At 39.0% G+C, this 24061-nt stretch carries 20 protein-coding genes; 7 read left to right on the top strand and 13 right to left on the bottom strand.

Features of this window, described 5'->3' with window-relative positions; all coding sequences use genetic code 11:
- Positions 1-13: 13 nt before the first annotated feature.
- On the bottom strand, positions 14-1495 hold the full coding sequence (locus tag RYH73_RS20910; RefSeq protein ID WP_335315431.1) for a xylulokinase: 1482 nt from the start codon (positions 1493-1495) through the stop codon (positions 14-16).
- A gap of 604 nt (positions 1496-2099) precedes the next feature.
- On the opposite strand from RYH73_RS20910, the gene RYH73_RS20905 reads away from it, so the two are divergent.
- The 4 genes from RYH73_RS20905 (at position 2100) to RYH73_RS20890 (ending at position 9021) form a co-directional block, all read left to right on the top strand.
- A complete protein-coding gene (locus tag RYH73_RS20905) occupies positions 2100-3125 on the top strand; it encodes a LacI family DNA-binding transcriptional regulator (protein WP_335315430.1) in 1026 nt (341 codons plus the stop codon).
- Between the two features lie 75 nt (positions 3126-3200).
- The gene (locus tag RYH73_RS20900) at positions 3201-4490 is read left to right on the top strand and encodes a TolC family protein (protein WP_335315428.1); all 1290 of its coding nucleotides are present in this window, start codon (positions 3201-3203) and stop codon (positions 4488-4490) included.
- A 268-nt stretch (positions 4491-4758) separates the two neighbouring features.
- Complete coding sequence (locus RYH73_RS20895; protein WP_335315427.1) at positions 4759-5868, top strand: efflux RND transporter periplasmic adaptor subunit; 1110 nt, start codon at positions 4759-4761, stop codon at positions 5866-5868.
- 51 nt (positions 5869-5919) lie between these two features.
- Entirely contained in the window at positions 5920-9021 is a 3102-nt protein-coding gene (locus tag RYH73_RS20890) for an efflux RND transporter permease subunit (RefSeq protein WP_335315426.1), read from the top strand.
- Here RYH73_RS20890 and mgtE read toward each other — a convergent pair.
- A complete protein-coding gene (mgtE, locus tag RYH73_RS20885) occupies positions 9018-10397 on the bottom strand; it encodes a magnesium transporter (protein ID WP_335315425.1) in 1380 nt (459 codons plus the stop codon). The two genes, RYH73_RS20890 and mgtE, sit on opposite strands and share 4 nt — an antisense overlap.
- Positions 10398-10791: 394 nt before the next feature.
- On the opposite strand from mgtE, the gene RYH73_RS20880 reads away from it, so the two are divergent.
- From RYH73_RS20880 to RYH73_RS20870, 3 genes are all read left to right on the top strand, one after another.
- On the top strand, positions 10792-11130 hold the full coding sequence (locus RYH73_RS20880; RefSeq protein ID WP_335315424.1) for a hypothetical protein: 339 nt from the start codon (positions 10792-10794) through the stop codon (positions 11128-11130).
- A 207-nt stretch (positions 11131-11337) separates the two neighbouring features.
- On the top strand, positions 11338-12966 hold the full coding sequence (locus tag RYH73_RS20875) for a SulP family inorganic anion transporter (RefSeq protein WP_335315423.1): 1629 nt from the start codon (positions 11338-11340) through the stop codon (positions 12964-12966).
- Position 12967: 1 nt separating this feature from the next.
- A complete protein-coding gene (locus RYH73_RS20870) occupies positions 12968-13630 on the top strand; it encodes a carbonic anhydrase (RefSeq protein WP_335315422.1) in 663 nt (220 codons plus the stop codon).
- A 72-nt stretch (positions 13631-13702) separates the two neighbouring features.
- On the opposite strand, the gene RYH73_RS20865 is transcribed toward RYH73_RS20870, so the two are convergent.
- From RYH73_RS20865 to RYH73_RS20815, 11 genes are all read right to left on the bottom strand, one after another.
- Positions 13703-14629 (bottom strand): bestrophin family protein, encoded by a 927-nt coding sequence (locus tag RYH73_RS20865; protein WP_335315421.1) that lies wholly within the window; start codon positions 14627-14629, stop codon positions 13703-13705.
- A gap of 21 nt (positions 14630-14650) precedes the next feature.
- The gene (locus RYH73_RS20860) at positions 14651-15145 is read right to left on the bottom strand and encodes a hypothetical protein (RefSeq protein WP_335315420.1); all 495 of its coding nucleotides are present in this window, start codon (positions 15143-15145) and stop codon (positions 14651-14653) included.
- A 170-nt stretch (positions 15146-15315) separates the two neighbouring features.
- A complete protein-coding gene (locus RYH73_RS20855; protein WP_335315419.1) occupies positions 15316-16689 on the bottom strand; it encodes a sensor histidine kinase in 1374 nt (457 codons plus the stop codon).
- A gap of 186 nt (positions 16690-16875) precedes the next feature.
- On the bottom strand, positions 16876-17565 hold the full coding sequence (locus tag RYH73_RS20850; protein WP_335315418.1) for a response regulator transcription factor: 690 nt from the start codon (positions 17563-17565) through the stop codon (positions 16876-16878).
- A 124-nt stretch (positions 17566-17689) separates the two neighbouring features.
- Positions 17690-17995, bottom strand: a complete 306-nt coding sequence (gene rpsJ, locus RYH73_RS20845) for a 30S ribosomal protein S10 (protein ID WP_013667229.1) — start codon at positions 17993-17995, stop codon at positions 17690-17692.
- 62 nt (positions 17996-18057) lie between these two features.
- On the bottom strand, positions 18058-20166 hold the full coding sequence (gene fusA / locus RYH73_RS20840; RefSeq protein WP_335315417.1) for an elongation factor G: 2109 nt from the start codon (positions 20164-20166) through the stop codon (positions 18058-18060).
- A gap of 181 nt (positions 20167-20347) precedes the next feature.
- Positions 20348-20815: a 30S ribosomal protein S7 gene (gene rpsG / locus RYH73_RS20835; protein ID WP_335315416.1), complete on the bottom strand. Its 468-nt coding sequence runs from the start codon at positions 20813-20815 to the stop codon at positions 20348-20350.
- Positions 20816-20834: 19 nt separating this feature from the next.
- Positions 20835-21248 carry a 30S ribosomal protein S12 gene (rpsL, locus tag RYH73_RS20830; RefSeq protein ID WP_002993550.1) on the bottom strand — a complete coding sequence of 138 codons (414 nt, stop codon included), beginning with the start codon at positions 21246-21248 and terminating at the stop codon, positions 20835-20837.
- A gap of 114 nt (positions 21249-21362) precedes the next feature.
- Positions 21363-22292 (bottom strand): 30S ribosomal protein S6--L-glutamate ligase, encoded by a 930-nt coding sequence (gene rimK, locus RYH73_RS20825; protein WP_335315415.1) that lies wholly within the window; start codon positions 22290-22292, stop codon positions 21363-21365.
- Positions 22293-22399: 107 nt separating this feature from the next.
- Positions 22400-22831: an ATP-dependent zinc protease family protein gene (locus RYH73_RS20820; RefSeq protein ID WP_335315414.1), complete on the bottom strand. Its 432-nt coding sequence runs from the start codon at positions 22829-22831 to the stop codon at positions 22400-22402.
- A gap of 27 nt (positions 22832-22858) precedes the next feature.
- The gene (locus RYH73_RS20815) at positions 22859-24034 is read right to left on the bottom strand and encodes an AIR synthase related protein (protein ID WP_335315413.1); all 1176 of its coding nucleotides are present in this window, start codon (positions 24032-24034) and stop codon (positions 22859-22861) included.
- Positions 24035-24061: the final 27 nt, after the last annotated feature.

The following is a 24061-nucleotide window of genomic DNA, read 5'->3' as shown; positions in this document are numbered from 1 at the left end:
TTATTATACTAATTTACCTTAATTGACCCATTAACAACTGTAACCATTGTTGGTACTCCTCTTCATAGTTCCAATCAGCCTTCGGTTCAATTACTTTCAGTGCTTTTGCGTTTTGGAACGCTTCTTCGGGTGTGCCAAAGACGCCGGCGCCAATACCTGCACCAAGTGCTGCCCCCACACTACCATCATTATTGTAAAGTTCAACAGGAACATCGGTTACATTTACAAAAATTTGTGCAAATAAATCACTTAAAAACAAATTAGCCCGACCGGCCCGTATTACCTGTGGAGACATACCATTCGCTCTCATAATGTCCAGTCCATAACGGAAGGAGAAAGCAATTCCCTCTTGGCTAGCCCTGAATATATGTTCGCGTTGATGCTTATTAAGATCTAGGTTCGCTAGTTGCGCACCTAATATGCGATTTTCCAAAATTCGTTCCGCACCATTTCCAAACGGCAATATCTTAAGTCCCTCGCTTCCCAATGGCACCAATGAGGCCAACTGATTCATCGCCTCATAATCCAGCTCTTTTCCAAATTGTTCTTTAACCCATCTATTTAGGATGCCCGTACCATTAATACAAAGCAAGACACCGACCTTCGGATCATTTGGTTCGTAGTTTACATGAGCGAAGGTATTTACGCGGGATAGCTGATCGTAAACGAGCTGATCACTAACACCATAAATTACACCCGATGTTCCTGCCGTTGCCGCCACTTCTCCTGGGTTGAGAACATTTAAAGATAAGGCATTATTAGGCTGATCCCCAGCTTTATAACTAATAGGAATACCGACAGTAAGTCCCAGTTTATCTGCTACTCCTTTAGAAAGGCTTCCATGCTCTTGAAACAGCGGTTTTATTGTTGGGATCAAGTCGGTGCTGAAGCCAAAATAATTCAATAACTCCGCTGATAAGCATTTATGCTGGAAATCCCAAAATATACCCTCTGAAAGAGCCGAAATACTGGTTGTAATGGAACCCGAAAGTTTCATGGCAATATAGTCCCCCGGAAGCATCACTTTATATATCTTATCATAAATAGCTGGTTCATTTTCTTTTATCCATCCTAACTTAGATGCCGTAAAATTTCCGGGAGAATTCAATAAGCTATGGAGAACCCTCTCCTCGCCCAGCGCATGGAAGGCCCTTTCTCCTATATTGACAGCTCGGCTATCGCACCAAATGATCGCATTTCGAAGATTATTTAGTTCTTTGTCGACCATCACCAATCCATGCATCTGATACGCAATGCCAATCGCTTTTATATCATGCGGGTTATATAGCTTTTTATTATTCAGTGAAAGGATCGCCTGCTGCACATGTTCCCACCACATATCGGGTGATTGCTCCGCCCATCCCGTTTTAGGGGTCAGAATTGCTGTCTCCTCCACTTCGGGGTACCTTAAAGAAGCCAAACATTTTTGGTCATGTGCATCTACTACCGATATTTTAATAGCAGATGTTCCTATATCTATTCCTAATAATAACATAGAATATTCAGTTTATTCTGGTTAATGCTAACGTTGGCATAAAAATAGAACTTAAGTATGAAAATTGCAATAGGCAACATACTATTTTAATATTTTTGGCTTCATAATGATATCACCAGGCTTCTGTGTCAAGGATTTCACTTTTTAAAAACGAACGTTTATTTTATCTCCGAGAAAGAAGAGAAGCAAAGAGCCGACCGTAGGGAGTCCATGAACACCTTTGAAAATAATGAAGTAGTGAATGAAATCACCGCTTCAAAATTTACAGGAATAGTAGTGCCTCCCGGTGCAAGGCGTAAATTTTGGAGGCGGCATTTTGTTAGAACGACGGGCTTTTATTTTTAACCGGACGTATTATTCTTCGACCCTAAATACGGTCCTTGCGAGCGGGTAAAACGGCCTTGGAGCAGCAAAGCATTTACTCTTCTGTTCATATGGCAGTATCCAAGCGGAATGCCTGACTTCTATAGTAAAATTGCATATCCATTTCCTTTTTTTTATGTTTGAAAAATTTATTTCGTATATTTTTCTGACAGAAGGCGGCGGAGCCTTTGTATAGCAAAGCTATTTTGCGATACACCTTTTTAATTATTTATAATACCGAATGAAGAAAGTCACTATACTGGATATCGCAAAAGAATTAAATATCACTTTTTCTACCGTTGCAAGAGCCTTAAATGATCACCCTGCCATCAGTAAATCCACAAAAGAAGCTGTTAAAAAAACCGCAGAAAAGTTAGGATACAGCAAAAATAAGATCGCATCCTCCTTACGTTCAGGTAAAAGTAATATTATCGGTGTGTTGGTTCCTTCACTAGATGTAAGTTTCTTCAGTTCGGTGGTACATGGTATTGAATCTGTCATGAACCAACATGGCTATTCCATTCTTTTATATCAATCACAGGAATCTTACAAAAAAGAGGATAAAGGAATTGAGACATTACTAAATTCACGTGTTGATGGTATTATTACTTCCTTTGCTATTGATCGTGAAGATAGTAGTTCTTTCGAGGAAATTATTTCAAAAAATATTCCACTTACCTTTTTTGATCGAGCGCTGTATCAATTAAATGCACCCTCTGTTACGATAGATGATTATAAGGGGGGATATATGGCAACCGAGCATCTCATTCAATCCGGTTATAAAAAAATTGTCCACATTACCGAAACCAGAAACCTATCGATTTTCAAAGAACGCTTAAAAGGTTATCTAGATGCCTTAAAAACCTATAATATTCCCCTTAATGAGGATTTGATTCTAAAAGGCAATCTCTCCCTGAATTTCGGTAAAGAATGTGTAAAGGATTTAACAGATAGACGTATCGATTTCGATGCTATTTTTACCTTGGAAGATTTCACCGCCATGGGCGTCATCCAGCAATTAAAATCACAACACATACGAATACCGGAAGAAGTGGGTGTAATAGGTTTTGCTAACGAGGCTTTCGGTAGTTTGGTTACCCCCTCTCTTTCAACCATTGATCAGCAAACCCATTTAATGGGACAAGAGACTGCGCAGTTATTTTTGACAATGCTGAAAGAAGGTAGTTTTTATAAAATGGCCCCTAAAAGAATGAAGCTTGATCCCTTGTTAATTGTAAGAGATAGTTCAAGAGGCCCTCAACTCTAATCTAACTCTAATATACTTATAAAGGATTCCTAATAAGTTCTAATTCACCTTTGCAGTATTGTTATCATAAAAATAATGACTGTAAAGACACTTATTCTATTTCTTACGCTTTTTTTGCTCATTTTCAGCGCTCACGCACAGGTAGGGCCCGACACACTCCGTATAGATACTGAAAAAGCAGAACAGATTTTTCTAAAAAACAACCTATCATTAATAGCCGAACGATTAAATATCGAACAAGCAGAAGCGCTAATATTGCAAGCAAAGGCCTGGCCGAATCCGACACTCAGTATTGATGAAGTAAATTTCAATCGCAATTCGACATCGGAGTCAATTCCACCCCTATTTGGAAATTTTGCCCGTAATCAACAATTTACTGTACAGCTCGAACAACTTATTTTAACCGCAAGAAAAAGAAAGAAAAATATAAACCTGGAGATTAGCAATAAGCAGTTAGCGGAAAGTACCTTCGTTGATTTTTTACAATCATTAAAAGTAGAATTCAGGTCCCTGTTGGCTAATTTACTATTTAATCAGGAGACCTTTTTTGACTTGGAGCGACAAGTACAAATTATCAATAAACTGATCAAAGCACAGGAGTCTCAGTTGCGAGAAGGAAATATTTCTCAAGCCAACTTTTTACGTCTTAAAGCACTTGAGATCGAATTACTCAATGAACTTAACGAAGCAAAAGGGGAGCGTAATAAGTTACAATCGAATCTAAAAACGTTGATGGCAATTAATGGCCAAACTTTCATTGTATTAAATGACAAAAATCTAGATGAAAAGACGATGGATAGATTGACAGCTCTTTCTTACGCAAAACTTGTTGAAATGGCTGATCTTAACAACAGTCAGCTTAAGCTTGCTAATAGCTTAAAAGGTGTTTCATCATCGGCTTTAGCAGTTGAAAAAGCAAAAAAAACACCTGATTTAACATTCAATTTAAACTACGATCGTAACGGTTCTACGATGTTCAACTTTTTTGGTGTCGGCGTTTCTTTCGATCTCCCCCTATTTGATAGAAACAAAGGTAACATTAGACAAGCCACGTTGGAACTTAAAAAGCAGGAACAGCTAACGGCAGAAAAGCAAAATGCGATTCATAATCAATTGGACGAGGCTTATAAAAACATCGATCAACGTATGCAACTTTACAAGAATTTTGACCCAAACTACCTTATTCAATTAGAAAAAATGCAGTCATCTATTGCCAACAATTTACTTAGCCGTAACCTCAGCTTGCTTGAATTTCTTGACCTTTTTGATTCATTTAAGACCAATAAATTACTGTATTATAAAACGAAAAGAGATATTCAATTAGAAGCTTGCGAATTAACCTATTTAGTTGGGAGTGATCTGTAACTAAAGATGGGAAGACGGGTATATACTACCTTCAAAACTAATAAATTCATAGACAATGATCAGAAACGGCTAATGTATCAGCAACTCATTCGATGAGAGGATGCAGTATAATTCGCACTGACCTAAGGTAGGCAGGCAAAATCCATTGTCACTAAAACCAGCGAAGGCAGCATGAATACCTTAAAAAAGAACAAGTAATGAATAAACAAACGAGTGTAAAGAACCCATGTCCGCTATGGAGACATTTCGCTCATAAATAATTATTCGAATGAAAAAAAATATATTATTTATCTCGCTAATCACAGCTATAACGATCAATTCTTGCAAATCGACCAAGTCACAGAACGAAGATCAGGAATCAGAACGTCTAAAGAAAACCTGCTTGAATGATGATCTTAAAAAAATTATAACAACAGAGACGGTACAGACAAGCACGAAAAACAAAGAGATACTAAAGCTTACGGGCAGTATCAGTTATGACGAAGATAAAGTTTACAAATTTGTACCCCTATTAAGTGGCCTTGTACAACACGTAGGCTTCAGTCTTGGCGACTATGTAAAAAAGGGGCAGATACTACTTGAAATAAGCAGCACTGACCTAAATGATATGGTGGCTAATTTAAACGAAGCTGAACTAAAGTTAAAGATCGCGCAGCGGCAGTTAAGTTCGACGCAGAATTTATACGCAGACGGTGTAGCGTCGGATAAAGAAGTTCTAGAAGCGCAAGCCGATGTCAGCAATGCACAGGCTGAAATTAAAAAGACGAAAGCTAGTTTAGCTATTTTTGGCGGTAACATTGAAAAAGGGGTTTTGGTTATCCGTTCAAAAAATGACGGATATATCGTTGAGAAAAATATCGTAAATGGTCAGCAGATCGAGGCTGGAGGAGAACCGTTATTCGTTATAGGCGATTTAAGTAGGGTTTGGGTAAAGGCGAACGTCTATACCGGCAATATTAGTAGTGTAAGAAAAGGACAAACGGTCAGCGTTGCAACAACCGCCTATCCCGATAAATATTTCAACGGAATTATTAATCGCATTTCCAATGTAGTGGACCCGAATGAACGTGTACTTAAGGCGATTATTGAGTTAGATAACCGAAGTTTACTCTTAAGACCCGAAATGATGGCCACCATTGATGTTCACCTAGATCATCAAATTCACAGTATGGCGATTCCACATACTTCCGTCATATTCGATAATGAAGCATATCACCTTATTAAATACAATAATGATTGTGATCTAGAAGTAATAGACTTTACACCTACTTATGAAGACAATAACTACTATTATGTAGCAGACGATCATCTTCATGACGGTGATCGCATTGTTGGAAAAAACAGTTTATTAATCTATAACCGACTGATCGGAAGATAACGATTATTCGAATTACTTTAAGCGCTATCCCCCACTCACACTTTATTTGAAATGATTAAACTTGTCGAGAAGATTGTTGGTTTTTCATTAAAGAACCAACTGATTGTTTTCTTTTTTGTGGCCCTCTTGGTAGCCGCTGGCGTCTACGCTTATAAGCAAACGCCGATAGAAGCTTTTCCAGATGTAACGAATACACGTGCACGTATCATCACGCAATGGCCAGGAAGAAGTGCAGAAGAGATAGAAAAGTTTATTACTTTGCCTATCAGCAAAGAAATGAACACCATTCCGGGTAAAACTGAAGTTCGTTCCATCTCTCTCTTTGGCCTATCCGTTATCACCGTTAATTTCAAAGAACATATAGAAGATTTCTATGCTCAACAATATACCGCGAACAGGTTACGTTCGGTAGATCTACCGGAAGGTGCAGAGGCCGAAATAGAACCACCCTATGGTGCAACAGGCGAAATTTTCAGATATGTAATTAAAAGTGAGAAAGAAATCCCTATTAGAGAACTAGCTGCACTACAAAGTTGGGTTATTGAAAGGGAGCTCTTATCTGTGGATGGCGTGGCAGATATTGTCAGTTTTGGTGGCGAAGAAAAGATATTTGAAATCAGAGTAAACCCTGCTGAGTTGGCAAATTACAATTTGACGGCCCTTGATGTTTACGATGCTGTCGAAAAAAGCAATATTAATGTTGGAGGCGACGTCATTCAACGAGGGGACCAAGCCTATGTTGTTCGGGGTGTTGGTTTACTGGATAAAGTAAGTGATATCGCCAGCATATTGATTAAAAATGTGAACGGTGTACCCGTGCTGGTAAAAAATGTTGCAGATGTTCAGATTAGTAGTAAACCTAGATTAGGCCAAGCGGGACTTAATGAGCAGGATGATCTGATAGAGGGCATCGTGGTGATGCTAAGGGGAGAAAATCCGAGCGAGGTCATTGAACGGCTAAAGGAACGTATACAAGATCTAAATGAGCGCATATTACCGAAAGGCATCAAAATAGAAGCTTTTCACGATCGCACGCATCTTGTAGAAAAAACGGTCGATACAGTGACACACAACCTAATTGAAGGCATCATACTCGTGTCAGTCGTCATATTTTTATTTTTATTTAATTGGCGCACAACGCTAATCGTTGCTTCTGTTATTCCATTAGCCTTCCTTTTTGCTATCTTAATGCTAAGAATACAGGGGTTACCCGCCAATTTGATTTCCATTGGTGCCATCGATTTTGGATTGCTTTTGGAAGGAACAATGGTCATTGTAGAACATGTATATGTCAGCCTCGACAAAAAGGCGAAGTTATTGGGAATGGAGCGTTTTAATAAAATCACAAAAGGAGGTATCATTCGGAAAAATGCAAAGGGTGTTGCAAAATCTATCCTCTTCGCTCAAATTATATTGATCATTGCATTAATGCCCATCTTTACCTTTCAGAAAGTTGAAGGTAAGATGTTTGCTCCCTTAGCTTTCACCTTGGGTTATGCACTTTTAGGCTCACTTTTACTCAGCCTCACCTACGTCCCGGCCATGTGCAAATTATTGCTAAAGAAGAACGTGGTAGACAAGCACAACCCTGTTGCCGAATTCTTCCGCAAAGTAATTTTCAATTGCTATCAATTTGCACACAGACATATCAAAGCAACCTTATTTTCTTTCCTTTTACTCCTGACAATTTGCTGCATCGGCTTCACTAAAATCGGAACGGAGTTCATACCTAAATTAAATGAAGGCGCTATTTATATCCGAGCCACATTACCGAATAGTGTAAATCTGGATGAATCGGTACGATTGACCAAAGAAATGAAGGAAAAACTGAAGAAATTTCAGGAAGTGAAGTTTATCCTTACGCAAACGGGGCGACCCAATGATGGGACGGACCCCACGGGTTTTTTCAATATTGAATTTCATGTGCAGTTAAAAGATGAGAACGAGTGGCGCAGCCATCTAACAAAAGAAGCCCTTTTAGAAGAAATGGAAGCGGTACTTCAGGTTTATCCCGGCATTAATTTCGGTTTTAGCCAACCTATTATGGATAATGTAGAAGAGTATGTTGCCGGTGTTAAGAGTTCATTGGTGGCAAAAGTGTATGGGGATGATCTTTATAAATTAGAGCAAATTGCGGATAGTATCGCTAATAACTTGAAACAGGTGGAGGGGATTGAAGATCTGTTAGTTTTTAGAAACATTGGCTTACCGGAATTAAGAATACGATTAAGTGAAGCAAGAATGGCACGATATGGCGTTTCAATGCGTGATGCCCAAGCCGTTGTCGAAATGGCCATTGGAGGGAAAGCGGCATCAACCTTTTATGATGGGGAGCGAATGTTCGATATCCGCGTACGTTACGATAAGCCCTTTCGTGATACAGAAGAACAAATCAGAAATATTTTAGTTCCCTCCATCGAGAATGCCAAAGTACCACTTTACGAAATAGCTGACATCGGATACCATTCCGGTCCGGCCTTTATCTACAGGCAAGGAAATTCGCGATACATTGCCGTCGGATTTTCGGTTCGGGGACGCGATCTAGGGGGAGCGATCAAAGAAGCACAGGCCAAAGTTAACAAGCATGTTGTACTCCCCGCGTCTTACCGTTTAGAATGGGCGGGCGATTTTGAAAACCAACAAAGGGCATTAAGCAGATTGACGGTTATCGTCCCTGTTTCTTTGTTACTTATTGCCTTTCTTTTATACTTGAACTTTGGAAATCTAAAAGACACTATTATTTCACTAATTACGATTCCTTTTGCCTTTATCGGTGGCTTTATCTCCTTATGGGCTACCGGAACTATTTTTGGCATTTCTGCCGGTATCGGTTTCATTATTTTGTTCGGTGTGGGGACAATAGACGGAATTATCCTCATTTCGGTTATGAAGAGTAATTTAGTTAAAGGTAAAGATTTGTCAAAAGCCATTTCGGAAGGAGTTTATGATCGCATCAGACCGGTATTCATGATTGCGATCATGGGGTCGTTAGGCTTGCTGCCGGCAGCTCTTTCTCAGGGAATGGGTTCCGAAATACAGAAACCTCTAGCGATTATGATCGTTGGCGGCCTTCTTATCTGTATGATATTAAGTCTGGTGGTGCTACCGCAACTATTTTATTTAGCTTATAAGAAGAAGTACGGTCGGGTTTAAAGCAAGGTACCTCTTAGAATCGAGGTTGCTACCGTAAAATAAATTACCAACCCTGTAACATCTACCAAGGTAGCAACAAAAGGTGCGGACGAGGTGGCAGGATCGGCTCCTAGTTTTCTTAAAATAAAGGGTAACATGGAGCCGACCAAAGACCCCCATAAGATCACCCCTACCAAGGATAGGCCTACGACCATACTGATTAAAAACCAATGTTCTCCATATTCACCAAAAAGGTGGTAACCGAATATGCGCAATAAACCCAAAACCCCTAATATAATACCTAATATAATACCCGAAATCAACTCCCTTTTAAAGACCCTAAACCAATCAGAAAGATTGACCTCTCCCATAGCCATCGCCTGTATAATGAGTGCCGAGGCCTGAGAACCGGTATTTCCACCACTTGAAGTAATTAAAGGGACAAAGGTCATCAATACAACAGCCGTTGCTAATTGAACTTCATATTTCTCAATAACCGTTGCCGTAAAAAGCTGACCAATAAACAATATCATTAACCAGGGGGCCCTTTTTTTCACCAAATGCCAAATCGATACATCTAGATAGGGTTCATCCAGCGCTTCCGATCCCCCCATCCGTTGTATATCTTCCGTATATTCTTCATTGGCGATCCACAAAACGTCGTCTACTGTTACAATCCCCAACATAATCCCCTGCTTATCGGTTACAGGCAGCGCAACTCGGTTATTCATTCTGAATATATTAATAGCTTCTTCTTGCGGATCGAACGCATTCAGTGCTATTAATCGATTATCCATTAAGTCGGCGACCTTTACGTCCGGAGCCGACAAAAGTATTTCTCGGATTCGAATATCGTCCAATAGCACCCCCTTGTCATCAATAACATAGATTACATCGATCGTTTCGGAATCTTTCCCATATTTACGAATATGTCCCAGCGCTTGTGCTACTGTAAAATCTTGCTTCACCGTTACATAATCCGGTGTCATGAGTCGCCCCACACTATCCTCGGGGTATCCTAACAAGGTCAATGCCTCCTTTCGATCTTCGGGTGGCATTAGTATAATCATCTTCTTTACGGCATCACCATGAAGTTCGCCAAAGAATGCTGTCCTGTCGTCAGGGGGTAATTCATTAATTAATTCGGTTATTTTCGGACCGGATAACTTTTTAATAATCCGTTCCTGTGTGGGGAAGTCTAAAATCCGAAAAACATTAACTGCTCTGTTAATACTTAGGGTCTCAATAAATGTAGAACCGTACTCAGGTAGTTCATCGATTAAATCTTCTACCTCAGATATATTCAGGCTATCTAAATATTCTTGTAACTGTTCCTTATCACCTTCTGCAATCAATAATTCGATTTGTTCTACCAGAGTGTCTAAGTTATTCTCCATACAAAAGCCCTTAAGTAACGTTTTTACATAAAAATTCTGTTTGCTGCAAAAGTCGCCTTTTTTATTGAATATTCTGAGAGTAATTTCTATATTTCACTCAAAATAATTTCTCCTGAGGTCTTTTGAAACCTTCATTTTTTTTGCTCTTATGTCGGCCGTTGACATGGCAGATTCCAATTGCAAGCAATCCATGATAATTGTTTGCTTTCAATGGCATTGTTTGTTGCTATTTTATCATTGAATGGCCCGATAAGAATCCCACTAGACAACAAAGTCCATACATTTTAGTTTTTTGACCAATTAAACTTTGTCCGATTTTCGTAATATTTTTGTTCACTGAAATCAGATATAAATCTTTTTTGTTTATTTTAGCAAAGGGTTATATTAAAATAACATGAGAACAAAAAAGATCAGAAATTTATATAGTGTTCTTTTTCTCTCCATCTTCTTCTTGAAGATGGCTATTTCAATTGCACCCATTTATGCTTCTTTGTATGACAGTAAACATGTCATGGCCGTGATCTTACAGTTGGAAATTGAAAATCACTCCGGAAAATCCAGTTGTGCCGACACCAATCTTGAAAATTTCACTAAAGAATTCACAACCGTAATCAATTGGGACATTTTCATGACCCCTTTGCGTTATTTAGCTATTAAGCAATACATAACAGATGATGATATAAGTGTAAAATCTTTTTATCCTTCTGTTCCTACCCCGCCTCCAAATTGCTAAAATAATTTCCACATTAATTTTTCCTGAAGCTTTTATCGCCCATATATTATTGGTTATGCGAGCTAGTAAAGAATTGATAACTCCCACAATCGATTCTCTATAACTGGTATAACCAATATGATAAATTCGATGTGATAATCGACAGGATCTGTATACAGCTTAACATAAGCGCAAATAATTATCATTTATCTAACACATTAATATTTTATGCTAGGCACACGTTTTTCAGCATTTTTTAAAGCTGCCAAAAGAGACTTAAAATACAACTTACCTGCCAGTGTGGTTGTTTTTTTAGTTGCCTTACCGCTTTGTTTAGGTATCGCGATGGCATCCGGAGCACCTTTATTTGCGGGGCTATTGACAGGAATTATCGGCGGGCTCGTTGTAGCGTCTATTAGCGGCTCACAATTAAGTGTAAGTGGTCCTGCCGCTGGTTTAACGGTCATCGTTTTTGGCGCCATTCAGTCTTTAGGTTCTTATCATGTTTTTTTACTAGCTGTGGTATTGGCCGGCATGATTCAGCTGGTTCTGGGCATGATCAAAGCTGGCACCATTGGCAACTATTTTCCTTCCGCGGTTATCGAAGGAATGTTAGCGGCCATTGGTATAACCATTATACTTAAACAGTTACCTCATGCATTAGGATATGATGCCGATTTTTTTGGAGACGAAAGCTTCAAACAATTAGATGGCGACAATACGTTGTTAGCTATTCAAGTAGCTTTAAGAGCGATCCATTTAGGTGCTTTTATTATAACGGCCTTATCACTCCTGATATTGATCTATTGGCCAAAACTTAAAAGACTGAGCGCAATACCCGCACCTCTTGTGGTTGTTGTTTTCGCCGTATTACTTAACCTTGTATTTAAGGGTACCACGCTCGAAATTAACCCCAAGCATTTAGTTGAGATCCCCGTTGTTAATTCTTTCGGCGAATTCTTGGGCTTATTCCAATTTCCCGATTTTAAAGCGATTGCAAACTATGATGTTTGGATCATTGCATTTACCATAGCGATTGTAGCGAGTTTAGAAACGCTTCTTTCCATCGAAGCCATAGATAAGCTCGATCCTTATAAACGTGTCTCTCCAACTAACCGGGAACTTGTTGCACAAGGGATCGGTAATATGACCAGTGGTATGTTAGGTGGGCTTCCTTTAACTTCAGTTATTGTGCGATCATCGGCGAATGCCAATTCAGGTGGAAAAACCAAACAAAGCGCCATGTTGCATGGCTTTTGGTTACTACTAGCCTTGCTAATTATCCCCGTCATTATCAATATGATACCACTTGCTTGTTTAGCTGCCATCCTATTAATAACGGGTTATAAACTAGCTAAGATTTCGCTATTTACTCATATGTATAGAAGGGGGCTTGACCAATTCATTCCGTTCATTGTTACCATATTAGCTGTAGTATTTACCGATTTATTGAAAGGCGTCGGCATTGGTATGGTGGTTGCGATATTTTACATATTACGCAACAATATGCGTAACCCCTTTGGCTATGACCTAGAAGAAAGCAATGGAAACAAAAAAATAAAGGTATATTTATCTGAAGAAGTATCTTTTTTGAATAAGGCAGCCATTCAGCAATCTTTGTACAATTTACCTAAAGATGTAACTCATATTATTGTAGATGGAACAAACAGTCGCTTCATAGACAAGGATGTTGTTCAGGTAATCAAGGACTTTGAGCAGAATGCCCTCAGTGCAGGAAAACGTATTGAGCTGATTGATGTGTACGACAAAAGGGAAGTACCCAATATTCATCACTTATTTAAGAAAGTACAACCAAGAACAAGAAAAAAAAAGAGTAAACTAATTAAACAAATTTAATATGTCGAAAAAGACTTTTAAGAATCCCATTCTAGAAGAAACATTTAATAAGATCAAAGCAGGGAACGATGCATGGGTAAAGGAAGTGGCAAATGACACAACGGGATTATTTAAACAATTAGCTCAAGGACAGAACCCGGAAATTCTCTGGATAGGCTGTGCAGACAGTCGCGTTCCTGCAAATCAAATAACGAGTACAAGACCAGGTGACGTTTTTGTACATCGGAATATTGCGAACATGTGTATCCACTCGGACATGAACATGCTCAGTGTATTGGACTATGCAGTAAACGTATTGAAGGTGAAACATGTTATTGTAGCAGGACACTATGGTTGCGGCGGTGTGGCCGCGTCGCTCAGTCAAAAGCAATTTGGTTTGATTGACAATTGGCTGTGCCATATCAAAGATGTATACCGCTTACATAAAGACGAAATTGACGCCATAACAGATTCTACTGCAAAGGTGAATCGCTTAGTAGAATTGAATGTAGCAGAACAGGTATTCAATTTATGTACCTCAACTATCATCCAAAATGCCTGGAAAGAAAGAGATGATTTAGCCGTACACGGTATGGTTATAGAACTGGAAACAGGCAGGTTAATCGATCTTGATTTAACCTTTACCGAAAGTACACAATTGGGGGATATTTTCGCTTACAAATAGAATAGACAATATTTTTTATTATAAAAAAAGGCCGAGAAATTCTCGGCCTTTTTTTGATAAGGTTTAAGTCGATTAAAGTATGTAGAACATTTTCCGATCGGCTTTCTTTGCATCCTCGCGCTGGTCTTCTATCCGATCATCAAGCCACATTTGCATTAAATCACGTTCAATTTTAGCAGAAATAGTAGTCATTGGTGTATCGGTTGGTTTATTCTCAAAAGGATCCTGCAAATGCACGGCCATCTTCTCAATTAAAAGAAATAACGTACCGATGGCTATCACTAATGGAATCGATATATATCCAAATAAACCAAAAAGACTAAATGGCAGTACAGTGATGAATAGATAAATGGCTAGACGAATATATAAGGTATACGTCTCAGGAAATACCGTACTTTTTATCCTTTCACATCTTCCCATAGAATCAGTTAACTTCATTAGGGTTCTTTCCAATTCAATTTGCTGAAACTGATTTAAAAGCCCTTCGTTAGTTGCCCTATTTATATCCATACCTTGTAATTTAAGCAGGGCATTCGGTACATTGTCGTACGCTTTTACAAATTCAAAATCAGATTCAGATAATAATCTCCTAATATCCTTATAAGGATCCTGCTTTCGCAATGACTTCGTTAGTGCATAGTTCCATGCGATCTGCCGCTTAATCATCCTTTCTTTCAATTCTCCGGTATTACCGGCATCATAGAGATTTCCAATAAAGGTGATCACTTGCCTGGCAAAGCTCCTTGAATCATTCACGATAGCTCCCCATACAATACGGGCCTCCCACCATCGATCATATGCTTGATTCGAACGAAACGCTAATAACAAGGAAATCACGGTTCCGAGAATTGCAGGGACACCTCCAATAGGAATATCAAAATTAAATATTTTCAATTGATGTGAAACGGTCACAGCAATAGCGTACACTGCAACCAACGCGCTGTCATATTTCACTTTACCAAGCACGTATCCTATCGGTATATTGTTTTTCAGTAGCATATGCGTAAATATTTTAATCTTTTATAGAAATGCTTTTTCGATTTCCTGTGCGTAGATTTCTTTCTCCTCTTCCGTCAATTTCCCGTCCGCCTTCTTTTTCGACGGAATCCACTTTTTCCATTTACACCTTTCAATCATCTCAATGGGATTAGCGCTGACTCTGGTGACCATCTGTAATTTAATAGCGGGATCGTAAACTATTTCATCGATACAATTGGCATCTAAAAAATTTCTAAAAAGAGCGATCGTATTACCGTAGAAGTATTCAAATCGAACATCTTCTATTCTTTCAAATTCGTTTTGAATGCAATTACAATAATTTTCAAATGATTTTGGAATCAATTCAATCTCTTTAGTTCTTTTCGACAAAAGCAACAAATCTGTTATGGAGTCAGAAAGCTTCACGACGCTAAAAAATAAAACAGAAACCTTATTTTCATTACTTGATAAAAGATAATCCGTCAGAATATCCAATGATTTACCAGAAAAATCAGTTGGGATAAGAATTTTTTTCATAAAATATTTTCTCTTATCTTAAAAATTAACAAAATAAGAACATTGTTAAAGCTCCCACAAACAATTGTTCATTTTATCTAACTTTACAAAGAAAGAGGAAACAAATTAAGAAGGGTTAAGGATAGAATTAAAATGGGATTAGACTTTAGGAGTAAAAACCTCTTGTATCCCTATTCTTGATTGGCAACGCTTGGTAATAGAACAGTGATATCCGTTCCGGAATTCACTTGGGTTCTAATATCGATAGTACCTCGGTGCAACCGGATAATTTTTAATGCTAAAGGCAATCCAACACCATGTCCTTCATAAAAATGAGTATTAGAAGCCCTAAAAAAGGGTTCAAAAATATACTTTTTCTCCTGTTCAGGAATACCTATTCCCTCATCCAGTACATTAATAAGAATGTGCTTATCAGAGGTTTTCAAACGGATTCTCACCGGTTTATTATCGGAATATTTACAGGCGTTGGTTACAATATTAGATAGAGCGAGTTGCAGCAGGTGTTCGTATCCCATTACGGTAAGTTCATCTTCCTCTTCCGGTAAATCTTCAAAGCTTAACCTCAATTCACAATCGGGATTCACCTGATCAGTAATTTTCTTAATATTCATCAAGAGCTGATCCATACGCACACGTTCCTTCGGCTGTTTACTTTTATCAGCCGATGTTTTGGCAAGGGAAAGCAAGCCACTGATAATCTCTTGCAATTTGTCCGCCTCACTCATAATGGCAGATAATGACTGCTTATACGATTCGGGTAGGTCCTTATTGTTCATTGCCAACTCAGCCTCTCCGGATATAATACTAATCGGCGTTCGCAATTCATGAGAAGCGTTGCTAATGAAATTACTCTGTGTGTCGAAGGCCGTTTCCAATCGATCCAGCATATCATTAAAAGTCGTCGTAATTTCTGCCAATTCATCTTTTCCATTTCGTGCAGGCAAACGTAAATGTAAATTATCAGCCGTTATCTTTTGTACCTTTTTAATAATTTGAGAAAAAGGTTTAAAAATCTGTTGAGAAAACACCTTGCCTATAAAATAGACAACGAGAACCGATATAAAAAAACCGATGATCAGTATCTTTTGAAGCATGGCCAGCTCTCTAAAGCCAGAAGGGTCCTTGGCATAAACGATCACAATGAAATCGCCCTTTTCTGATTTAAAGAACCTACCAGCAAAAAAATCATTATGGCTACTATAACGACTACGTCCTTTTTTAAGTATCTCTTCAAAAAACCTCTTTGGTAACGTTGGTGCCCCTTTTTTGGGAATTACTTTTCCTTTTTCAACACGAAAGAAAAAATCACTTTCTGCAGGTAGTCGTTCCAGGTATCGATTTCTTATTCTTCGATAGTAAAAAATAGTTTGCTCATCCTCCTGCATATACACTTGAGCACCAATATTTACTCTGGCTTCTAGGCGTTTATAAAAATCTTCAAAAGCGTAACGTTGTGTAAAAAAGAAAATAGCCCCCATTAAAATGGATATCAGTCCAAGCGCAACACAGAAAAAAAGAAGTACAAATTTACTTTGTATTTTCATTGGAATAATTGTCCTTTAAGGTAGATTTTTGGCTGCCTGTCGCAGGCAACTATTCTAGGTTTATTGCTTCCCCTTTTTGGGTTAGACTCCTTCTACTCAAATTGATCTTCAGCTATTTTTAAGTTTGTTTACGTTATTTTCATTCGTATCATTTTCGCAATAGGTTTTACATTGGAAGCTGAAACCTTATGCCTCTTTGATCGAGTAACCTACTCCTATCATCGTATGGATTAATTTAGTATCGAAACCTTTGTCTACTTTCTTTCTCAAATAGTTTACATAAACATCTACAACATTGGTTCCCATATTGAAATTAATGTCCCATACATGTTCTAGAATCTCGATACGTGTTAATACCTTGTTTTTATTTTTCATCATGAACTCTAGCAGGCGATACTCTGTAGCCGTTAAAGCAATCTCCTTACCTCCTCGCGTAGCAGTACGTGTATCCATGTCCAACACCAAATCAGCGATACGGATCGTAGAAGACGCTTGTTGCGTACCCGTATTATTTGTTCTTCTCACCAAAGTTCGAATTCTAGCCTTCAATTCCTCGAATTTAAATGGCTTAACCATATAGTCATCTGCTCCGGAGTCAAGTCCTGTTACCACATTATTCGTTGCACTTAATGCTGTCAACATCAAAATAGGGACAGGGTTGTTTTCTTTGCGTAGCAATTGACAAACTTCAATTCCACTTATTCCCGGTAACATTAAATCGAGAATGATAAGATCGAATGTATTATGATAGATCATATCTAGCCCCAATTCACCATCGGGAGCTACTCGAACCTCATAACCATCTGCGCTAAGTCCTCTTTGAATTAAAGAAGCTAATTTCGATTGATCCTCTATAACTAAGATTTTACTGGCCATACAACTACTAAATGAAAAAGCGTTAATTGCTAAAATACATATTTTATAGCTTACATCATGCCTTTAAACAAAAAAAGCGAGGATTTAAAACCCTCGCTTTTCTTTTAACGAAAAAATAAAATCGTTAAACTTTGATTTCAACTTCTACACCACTAGGAAGTTCGAGTTTCATCAAAGCATCAACTGTTTTTGAGTTAGAGCTATAAATATCTAACAATCTTTTATAAGAGCATAACTGAAACTGTTCACGCGCTTTCTTATTCACGTGTGGTGAACGTAAAACAGTGTAAATTTTCTTTTCAGTAGGAAGTGGAATTGGACCACTTACCACAGCTCCTGTAGGTTTTACAGTTTTTACAATCTTCTCAGCTGACTTATCAACCAAATTGTAATCGTACGATTTTAATTTAATTCTGATTCTTTGGCTCATTATATGTTTTATTGATGATGTTCCGTTAGAGCTATTTATAACGGAACACCGGATTAAAAAAATTATGCTTTAACTTTACCCTTTGCTTTTGCAATCACTTCATCCTGAACATTTCTAGGTGCTTCAGCATAATGATCGAATTCCATCGTAGAAGTAGCGCGACCTGAAGTAATGGTTCTTAACTGTGTCACATAGCCGAACATTTCAGAAAGCGGCACAAGAGCCTTAATTACCTGCGCTCCATTACGTGTATCCATACCTTGAAGTTGCCCACGACGACGGTTTAAGTCCCCCATAACATCCCCCATGTTTTCTTCCGGAGTCAATACCTCAATTTTCATGATTGGCTCCATCAATACAGGACGGCATTTTGGCAAGGCCTCACGGAACGCAGTACGCGCAGCAATTTCGAAGGATAAAGCATCTGAGTCAACTGCGTGGAAAGAACCGTCAACCAATCTAACTTTCATATCTGTTACCGGGTAGCCAGCTAAAACCCCATTAACCATTGCTGCTTCGAAACCTTTCTGTACGGAAGGGATGAATTCGCGTGGAATCGCTCCACCTACAATCTCATTTACAAATTGCAAACCACCTTTTTCGTAGTCTTTATCAATAGGAGAAATAACCACTTGAATGTCCGCAAATTTACCACGACCACCTGTTTGTTTTTTGTATACTTCACGGTGAGCCGATTCAGCAGTAATTGCCTCTTTATAGGCCACTTGCGGAGCACCTTGGTTTACTTCTACTTTAAACTCACGTCTCAAACGGTCAATTAGGATATCTAAGTGCAATTCACCCATTCCCGAAATTACCGTCTGACCGGTTTCCTCATCTGTCTGTACGCGGAAGGTAGGATCTTCTTCAGCCAATTTACCCAAAGCAATCCCTAGCTTATCTACGTCAGCCTGGGTCTTTGGCTCGATCGCTAAACCAATAACAGGCTCAGGGAAGACCATTGACTCTAATACAATCGGATTCTTTTCATCACATAAGGTATCGCCGGTTTTGATATCCTTAAAACCAACAACCGCACCAATATCTCCCGCTCCAATGTTCGGAATTGGATTTTGCTTGTTTGCGTGCATTTGGAAGATACGAGAAATACGTTCTTTATTATCAGAACGTGTATTGTACACATAAGAACCCGCCTCTAAATTGCCGGAGTAAACGCGTATAAAGCATAAACGACCAACAAAAGGATCTGTCGCAATTTTAAATGCTAAAGCAGAGAACGGTTCGCTAACCGACGGTTTACGGCTAATTTCTGCTTCAGTCCGTGGATCCGTTCCAACAACAGCCTCTTGATCCAATGGTGAAGGAAGTAATTCCATTACTAAATCCAACATCGTTTGTACCCCTTTATTCTTGAAAGAAGAACCACAAACCATAGGAACAATGGCGTTATCTAAAACAGCTTTACGCAAAGCATCCAATATCTCACGCTCAGAAATCGAATTAGGATCATCAAAGAATTTCTCCATTAATGATTCATCGTAACCGGCAACGGATTCTAATAACTTCTCTCTCCATTCAGCAACTTCATCAAGCATATCATCAGGAATAGGTACCTCTGTAAAGGTCATCCCCTTGTCCTCCTCATTCCAAATAATACCACGGTTATTGATCAAGTCAACAACTCCTTTGAAGTTATCCTCAGCACCGATTGGCAACTGCAATGGAACAGCATCAGAGCCTAACATTTCTTTTACTTGATTGACAACTTTAAGAAAATCAGCTCCTGATCGGTCCATCTTATTAACAAAACCAATACGGGGTACTTTATAGTTATCTGCTAGACGCCAGTTTGTTTCAGACTGAGGCTCTACACCGTCAACCGCAGAAAATAAAAATACTAAACCATCTAGCACACGTAATGAACGGTTTACCTCTACGGTGAAATCAACGTGACCCGGTGTATCGATAACATTGACCTGATATTTATTTCCGCGATAGTTCCAGAACACAGTAGTAGCAGCAGAAGTGATGGTAATACCACGTTCAGCTTCCTGAACCATCCAGTCCATGGTAGACGCTCCTTCGTGCACCTCCCCTATTTTATGGTTAACGCCGGCGTAGTATAGAATACGCTCAGTCGTAGTGGTCTTACCAGCATCGATGTGTGCGGCAATCCCAATATTCCTTGTGAATTTTAAGTCTCTTGACATCTTTTTAAATATTCCCTAAAGGTGTGTTTAAACTCTTCTATGAAATAGATTTACTTTTAAGATAGAAATGTAAATCCATTTGATTTATGCTTCGGCAAAAAACAACACAGATTAAATTGACACACTAGTTTGTTGTAAATCTACTGTGCTATTCAATTTAATCTGTGTCATCGTAATAAGCTTAGAACCTAAAGTGAGAGAATGCTTTATTAGCTTCTGCCATCTTGTGGGTATCTTCTTTTTTCTTAACAGCAGCACCTTCACCTTTGGACGCTGAAATTATTTCACCGGCTAATTTTTCGTACATGGTTTTCTCTCCACGTTTACGTGCATAGCTGATCAACCATTTCATTCCTAAGGCAATTTTACGCTCCGGACGAACTTCTGTCGGTACCTGAAAGTTTGCACCACCTACACGACGTGATTTTACTTCAACCGAAGGCATCACATTATTAAGTGCTTTTTTCCATGTTTCCAAGCCACTTTCACTTGTTTTCTGTTCAACAAGATCAACAGCATTATAGAAAATAGAATACGCGATGGATTTCTTTCCATCATACATCATGTTATTTACAAAACGTGTGACCTGAACATCATTAAACTTTGGATCAGGTAAAATGATTCTTTTCTTTGGTTTTGACTTTCTCATCTTAATTTCCTCCGTTTAACTATTTCTTTTTACCTTTTGCAGGAGCAGCAGCAGCTTGCCCTGGTTTCGGACGTTTTGTTCCATACTTAGAGCGGCGTTGATTACGACCGGCAACACCGGAAGTATCTAAAGCACCACGAATGATGTGATAACGCACACCTGGTAAGTCTTTCACACGACCACCGCGGATTAATACAATCGAGTGCTCTTGCAAATTGTGTCCTTCACCCGGAATATAGGCATTTACCTCTTTTCCGTTTGTTAATCGTACACGAGCAACTTTACGCATCGCTGAGTTTGGTTTTTTAGGGGTAGTGGTGTATACACGTGTACACACGCCTCTTCGCTGTGGACAGCTGTCCAACGCTGGTGATTTACTCTTATCAACCAGAGCTACTCTACCTTTTCTAACTAATTGTTGAATAGTAGGCATTTACTGTTTTTTAATTTGCTTTTTGTCCTATTTCTATTAAAGTTCGCAAAAATATGAAAAAGAATTTGATAATCAAAGTATAAGATCTTATAAAAGGAAGATTGCTCGAGGGCCTTAAAGCGTTTGTCCAACTTTACTCTTCTTTTTTCTTTCCTTTGGTTCCATTTTCAACTGATGCTTCTTTTCCAAAAATTCGATAATATGGGTGGCGATATCCTTTCCCGTAACCTTTTCGATACCTTCCAAACCAGGCGAAGAGTTGACTTCCAAAACAAGCGGACCTCTATCTGATTGCAACATATCTACTCCGCAAACAGTTAGGCCCAATTCCGCCGAAGCACGCAAAGCCGTCTCTTTTTCGGCCTTTGTCAACTTGATAACTGCTGCTGATCCACCGCGATGGAGATTGGATCTAAATTCGCCTTCTTTGGCTGTTCGCTTCATGGCCCCCACTACTTTGCCATCTACGACGAGCACCCTGATATCTTCACCTCTCGATTCTTTGATATATTCCTGTATCAAAATATTGTTTCCAAGTCCATAGAACGCCTCAATCACAGAACTAGCAGCTTTTCTGGTTTCGGCAAGTACCACACCGATCCCCTGTGTCCCTTCCAGTAACTTAATCACTAGCGGAGCACCGCCCACCATCTTTATCAAATCATCGACATCATTCGTTTGGCGCGCAAATCCCGTAATTGGCATACCAATTCCTGCACCTGATAAAATCTGCATGCACCGCAATTTATCTCTCGATCGTGTAATCGCCTGACTTGGGTTCGTGGACACGACACCCATGATCTCAAACTGTCGAACAATAGCCGAACCATAAAAGGTCACCGAGGCTCCGATCCGAGGAATGATGGCATCAATATTTGATACATCTTGCCCCTTGTAATGAATACTAGGCTCACCTTGTTTTATCCCCACATAACATTGCCTGTGGTCTAACACGACACATTCGTGTCCTCTCCTCAAGGCCGCTTCTACCAAACGCTTGGTAGAATACAAGTTTTTATTAGTTGACAGTACTGCAATCTTCACAATATGTATAAATAAATTTAAAACGCAATGATAAACATGAGTTTCAACAGTATTGGATCATGTTTTGTTTCGAGGGGCCAGTTGTAGCTCTTTTGTTATTAGGCTTTCTATTTGGTTTTACTTTCTTTCTTTGATAAGTTCGATTTAGAAACGTCCACTAAGAATTTTTTACGAATGAAACTCCTGCCAAGTAGCATAGGGAATTCCATACCGGAACGATCGCGAAGTGATATTTCAATCTCATGCTTTTCATTAAAAATCGAAATGGTCGTCTTCACTATAAATCTATTTTCTTCACTTCCGAACGAATTTTTGACCTTTCGTTCTTTGTGATATGGAAGAATATGTGCTGTGCCATATCCTTCAAAAGGATCATCCAATGGGATGAAACGAACAAAGTTCTTTCGCTTTACCTTAATTAATTCTATGAATTTGCAATGTAATACGGAAGTTTTAGCTCCCGTATCGATTTTCGCTGGAACGTTATAAAGCTTAAAATCAATAAAGTCGATCGTCTCTTTCCAGCCGATAATCTTCATACTATTTAACTTCTCGTTGGCGTGTAATCAATAATAAACAAATTCACCAAATTCAGAACGAACGGTTACTTTCTTCTGCTCACTTTCCTCCACTCTTCCGATTATTTGGGCTCCGATACCAAACTTTTCTGCAATGTGGATCGTCTCGATCGCTATCTTCTCGGGAACATATAGTTCCATTCGGTGTCCCATATTAAAGACTTTATACATTTCCTGCCAATCAGTCTTTGATTCCGATTGGATGAGTTTGAACAAGGGCGGCACGGGGAAGAGATTGTCTTTAACAACATGAAGATGATCGATAAAGTGCAACACTTTCGTTTGAGCACCACCACTGCAATGCACCATTCCGTGTATATTGTCACGGTATTTACCAAGTATTTCTTTGATTACAGGCGCATAGGTACGTGTAGGCGAAAGAACCAGTTTCCCTATCGAAATGGATTCACCATGGATAGAAATGGTGTCTGTCAGTGCTTTGCTTCCCGAAAAAACAAGTTCATAAGGAATTGCAGGATCATAACTTTCTTTATACTTTTCGGCGATCGACTTATTGAATACATCATGTCGAGCTGAAGTCAAACCGTTTGAGCCCATCCCTCCATTGTATTCCGTCTCATATATAGCTTTTCCATAGGATGAAAGACCAACGATAACATCCCCTGCTTGTATTTTATGATTTGAAATCACATCAGATTGTCTCATTCGACAAGTAACTGTACTATCCACAATAATTGTTCTGACAATATCGCCGACATCAGCAGTTTCGCCGCCGGTTGAATAAATACCAATACCTAAATCCCTCAGCTCCTGAAGAATTTCTTCCGTCCCATTAATGATTTCGGCAATTACCTCTCCGGGGATTAAACTCTTATTTCTTCCGATCGTTGAGGAAATCAATATATTATCTAACGCTCCAACGCAAAGCAAATCATCGATGTTCATTATAATCGCATCTTGTGCGATACCTCTCCATACCGATAAATCGCCTGTTTCTTTCCAATAAACATAAGCAAGAGAAGATTTAGTACCTGCACCATCTGCATGCATGATGTTACACCAATCAGCATCCCCCCCTAGAATATCAGGAATGATTTTACAAAAAGCTTTTGGAAACAAGCCCTTGTCGATATTTTTAATGGCATTATGGACATCTTCTTTACCTGCCGAAACGCCACGTTGATTGTACTTTAAATCTGACATACGGCGCAAAAGTAATTAATCCTGCTG

The sequence above is a fragment of the Olivibacter sp. CPCC 100613 genome (assembly GCF_036959255.1).
Taxonomy (GTDB): Bacteria; Bacteroidota; Bacteroidia; order Sphingobacteriales; family Sphingobacteriaceae; genus Olivibacter.
The sequence above is the reverse complement of the archived record's forward strand: the minus strand, read 5'-3'. Positions and strand labels throughout refer to the sequence as shown.

What these genes read in the sequence shown, in the direction of transcription:
- RYH73_RS20910 (WP_335315431.1), bottom strand. Translation starts at nt 1,495, where the DNA reads ATGTTATTATTAGGAATAGATATAGGAACATCTGCTATTAAAATATCG.
- RYH73_RS20905 (WP_335315430.1), top strand. Translation starts at nt 2,100, where the DNA reads ATGAAGAAAGTCACTATACTGGATATCGCAAAAGAATTAAATATCACT.
- RYH73_RS20900 (WP_335315428.1), top strand. Translation starts at nt 3,201, where the DNA reads ATGACTGTAAAGACACTTATTCTATTTCTTACGCTTTTTTTGCTCATT.
- RYH73_RS20895 (WP_335315427.1), top strand. Translation starts at nt 4,759, where the DNA reads ATGAAAAAAAATATATTATTTATCTCGCTAATCACAGCTATAACGATC.
- RYH73_RS20890 (WP_335315426.1), top strand. Translation starts at nt 5,920, where the DNA reads ATGATTAAACTTGTCGAGAAGATTGTTGGTTTTTCATTAAAGAACCAA.
- mgtE (WP_335315425.1), bottom strand. Translation starts at nt 10,397, where the DNA reads ATGGAGAATAACTTAGACACTCTGGTAGAACAAATCGAATTATTGATT.
- RYH73_RS20880 (WP_335315424.1), top strand. Translation starts at nt 10,792, where the DNA reads ATGAGAACAAAAAAGATCAGAAATTTATATAGTGTTCTTTTTCTCTCC.
- RYH73_RS20875 (WP_335315423.1), top strand. Translation starts at nt 11,338, where the DNA reads ATGCTAGGCACACGTTTTTCAGCATTTTTTAAAGCTGCCAAAAGAGAC.
- RYH73_RS20870 (WP_335315422.1), top strand. Translation starts at nt 12,968, where the DNA reads ATGTCGAAAAAGACTTTTAAGAATCCCATTCTAGAAGAAACATTTAAT.
- RYH73_RS20865 (WP_335315421.1), bottom strand. Translation starts at nt 14,629, where the DNA reads ATGCTACTGAAAAACAATATACCGATAGGATACGTGCTTGGTAAAGTG.
- RYH73_RS20860 (WP_335315420.1), bottom strand. Translation starts at nt 15,145, where the DNA reads ATGAAAAAAATTCTTATCCCAACTGATTTTTCTGGTAAATCATTGGAT.
- RYH73_RS20855 (WP_335315419.1), bottom strand. Translation starts at nt 16,689, where the DNA reads ATGAAAATACAAAGTAAATTTGTACTTCTTTTTTTCTGTGTTGCGCTT.
- RYH73_RS20850 (WP_335315418.1), bottom strand. Translation starts at nt 17,565, where the DNA reads ATGGCCAGTAAAATCTTAGTTATAGAGGATCAATCGAAATTAGCTTCT.
- rpsJ (WP_013667229.1), bottom strand. Translation starts at nt 17,995, where the DNA reads ATGAGCCAAAGAATCAGAATTAAATTAAAATCGTACGATTACAATTTG.
- fusA (WP_335315417.1), bottom strand. Translation starts at nt 20,166, where the DNA reads ATGTCAAGAGACTTAAAATTCACAAGGAATATTGGGATTGCCGCACAC.
- rpsG (WP_335315416.1), bottom strand. Translation starts at nt 20,815, where the DNA reads ATGAGAAAGTCAAAACCAAAGAAAAGAATCATTTTACCTGATCCAAAG.
- rpsL (WP_002993550.1), bottom strand. Translation starts at nt 21,248, where the DNA reads ATGCCTACTATTCAACAATTAGTTAGAAAAGGTAGAGTAGCTCTGGTT.
- RYH73_RS20820 (WP_335315414.1), bottom strand. Translation starts at nt 22,831, where the DNA reads ATGAAGATTATCGGCTGGAAAGAGACGATCGACTTTATTGATTTTAAG.
- RYH73_RS20815 (WP_335315413.1), bottom strand. Translation starts at nt 24,034, where the DNA reads ATGTCAGATTTAAAGTACAATCAACGTGGCGTTTCGGCAGGTAAAGAA.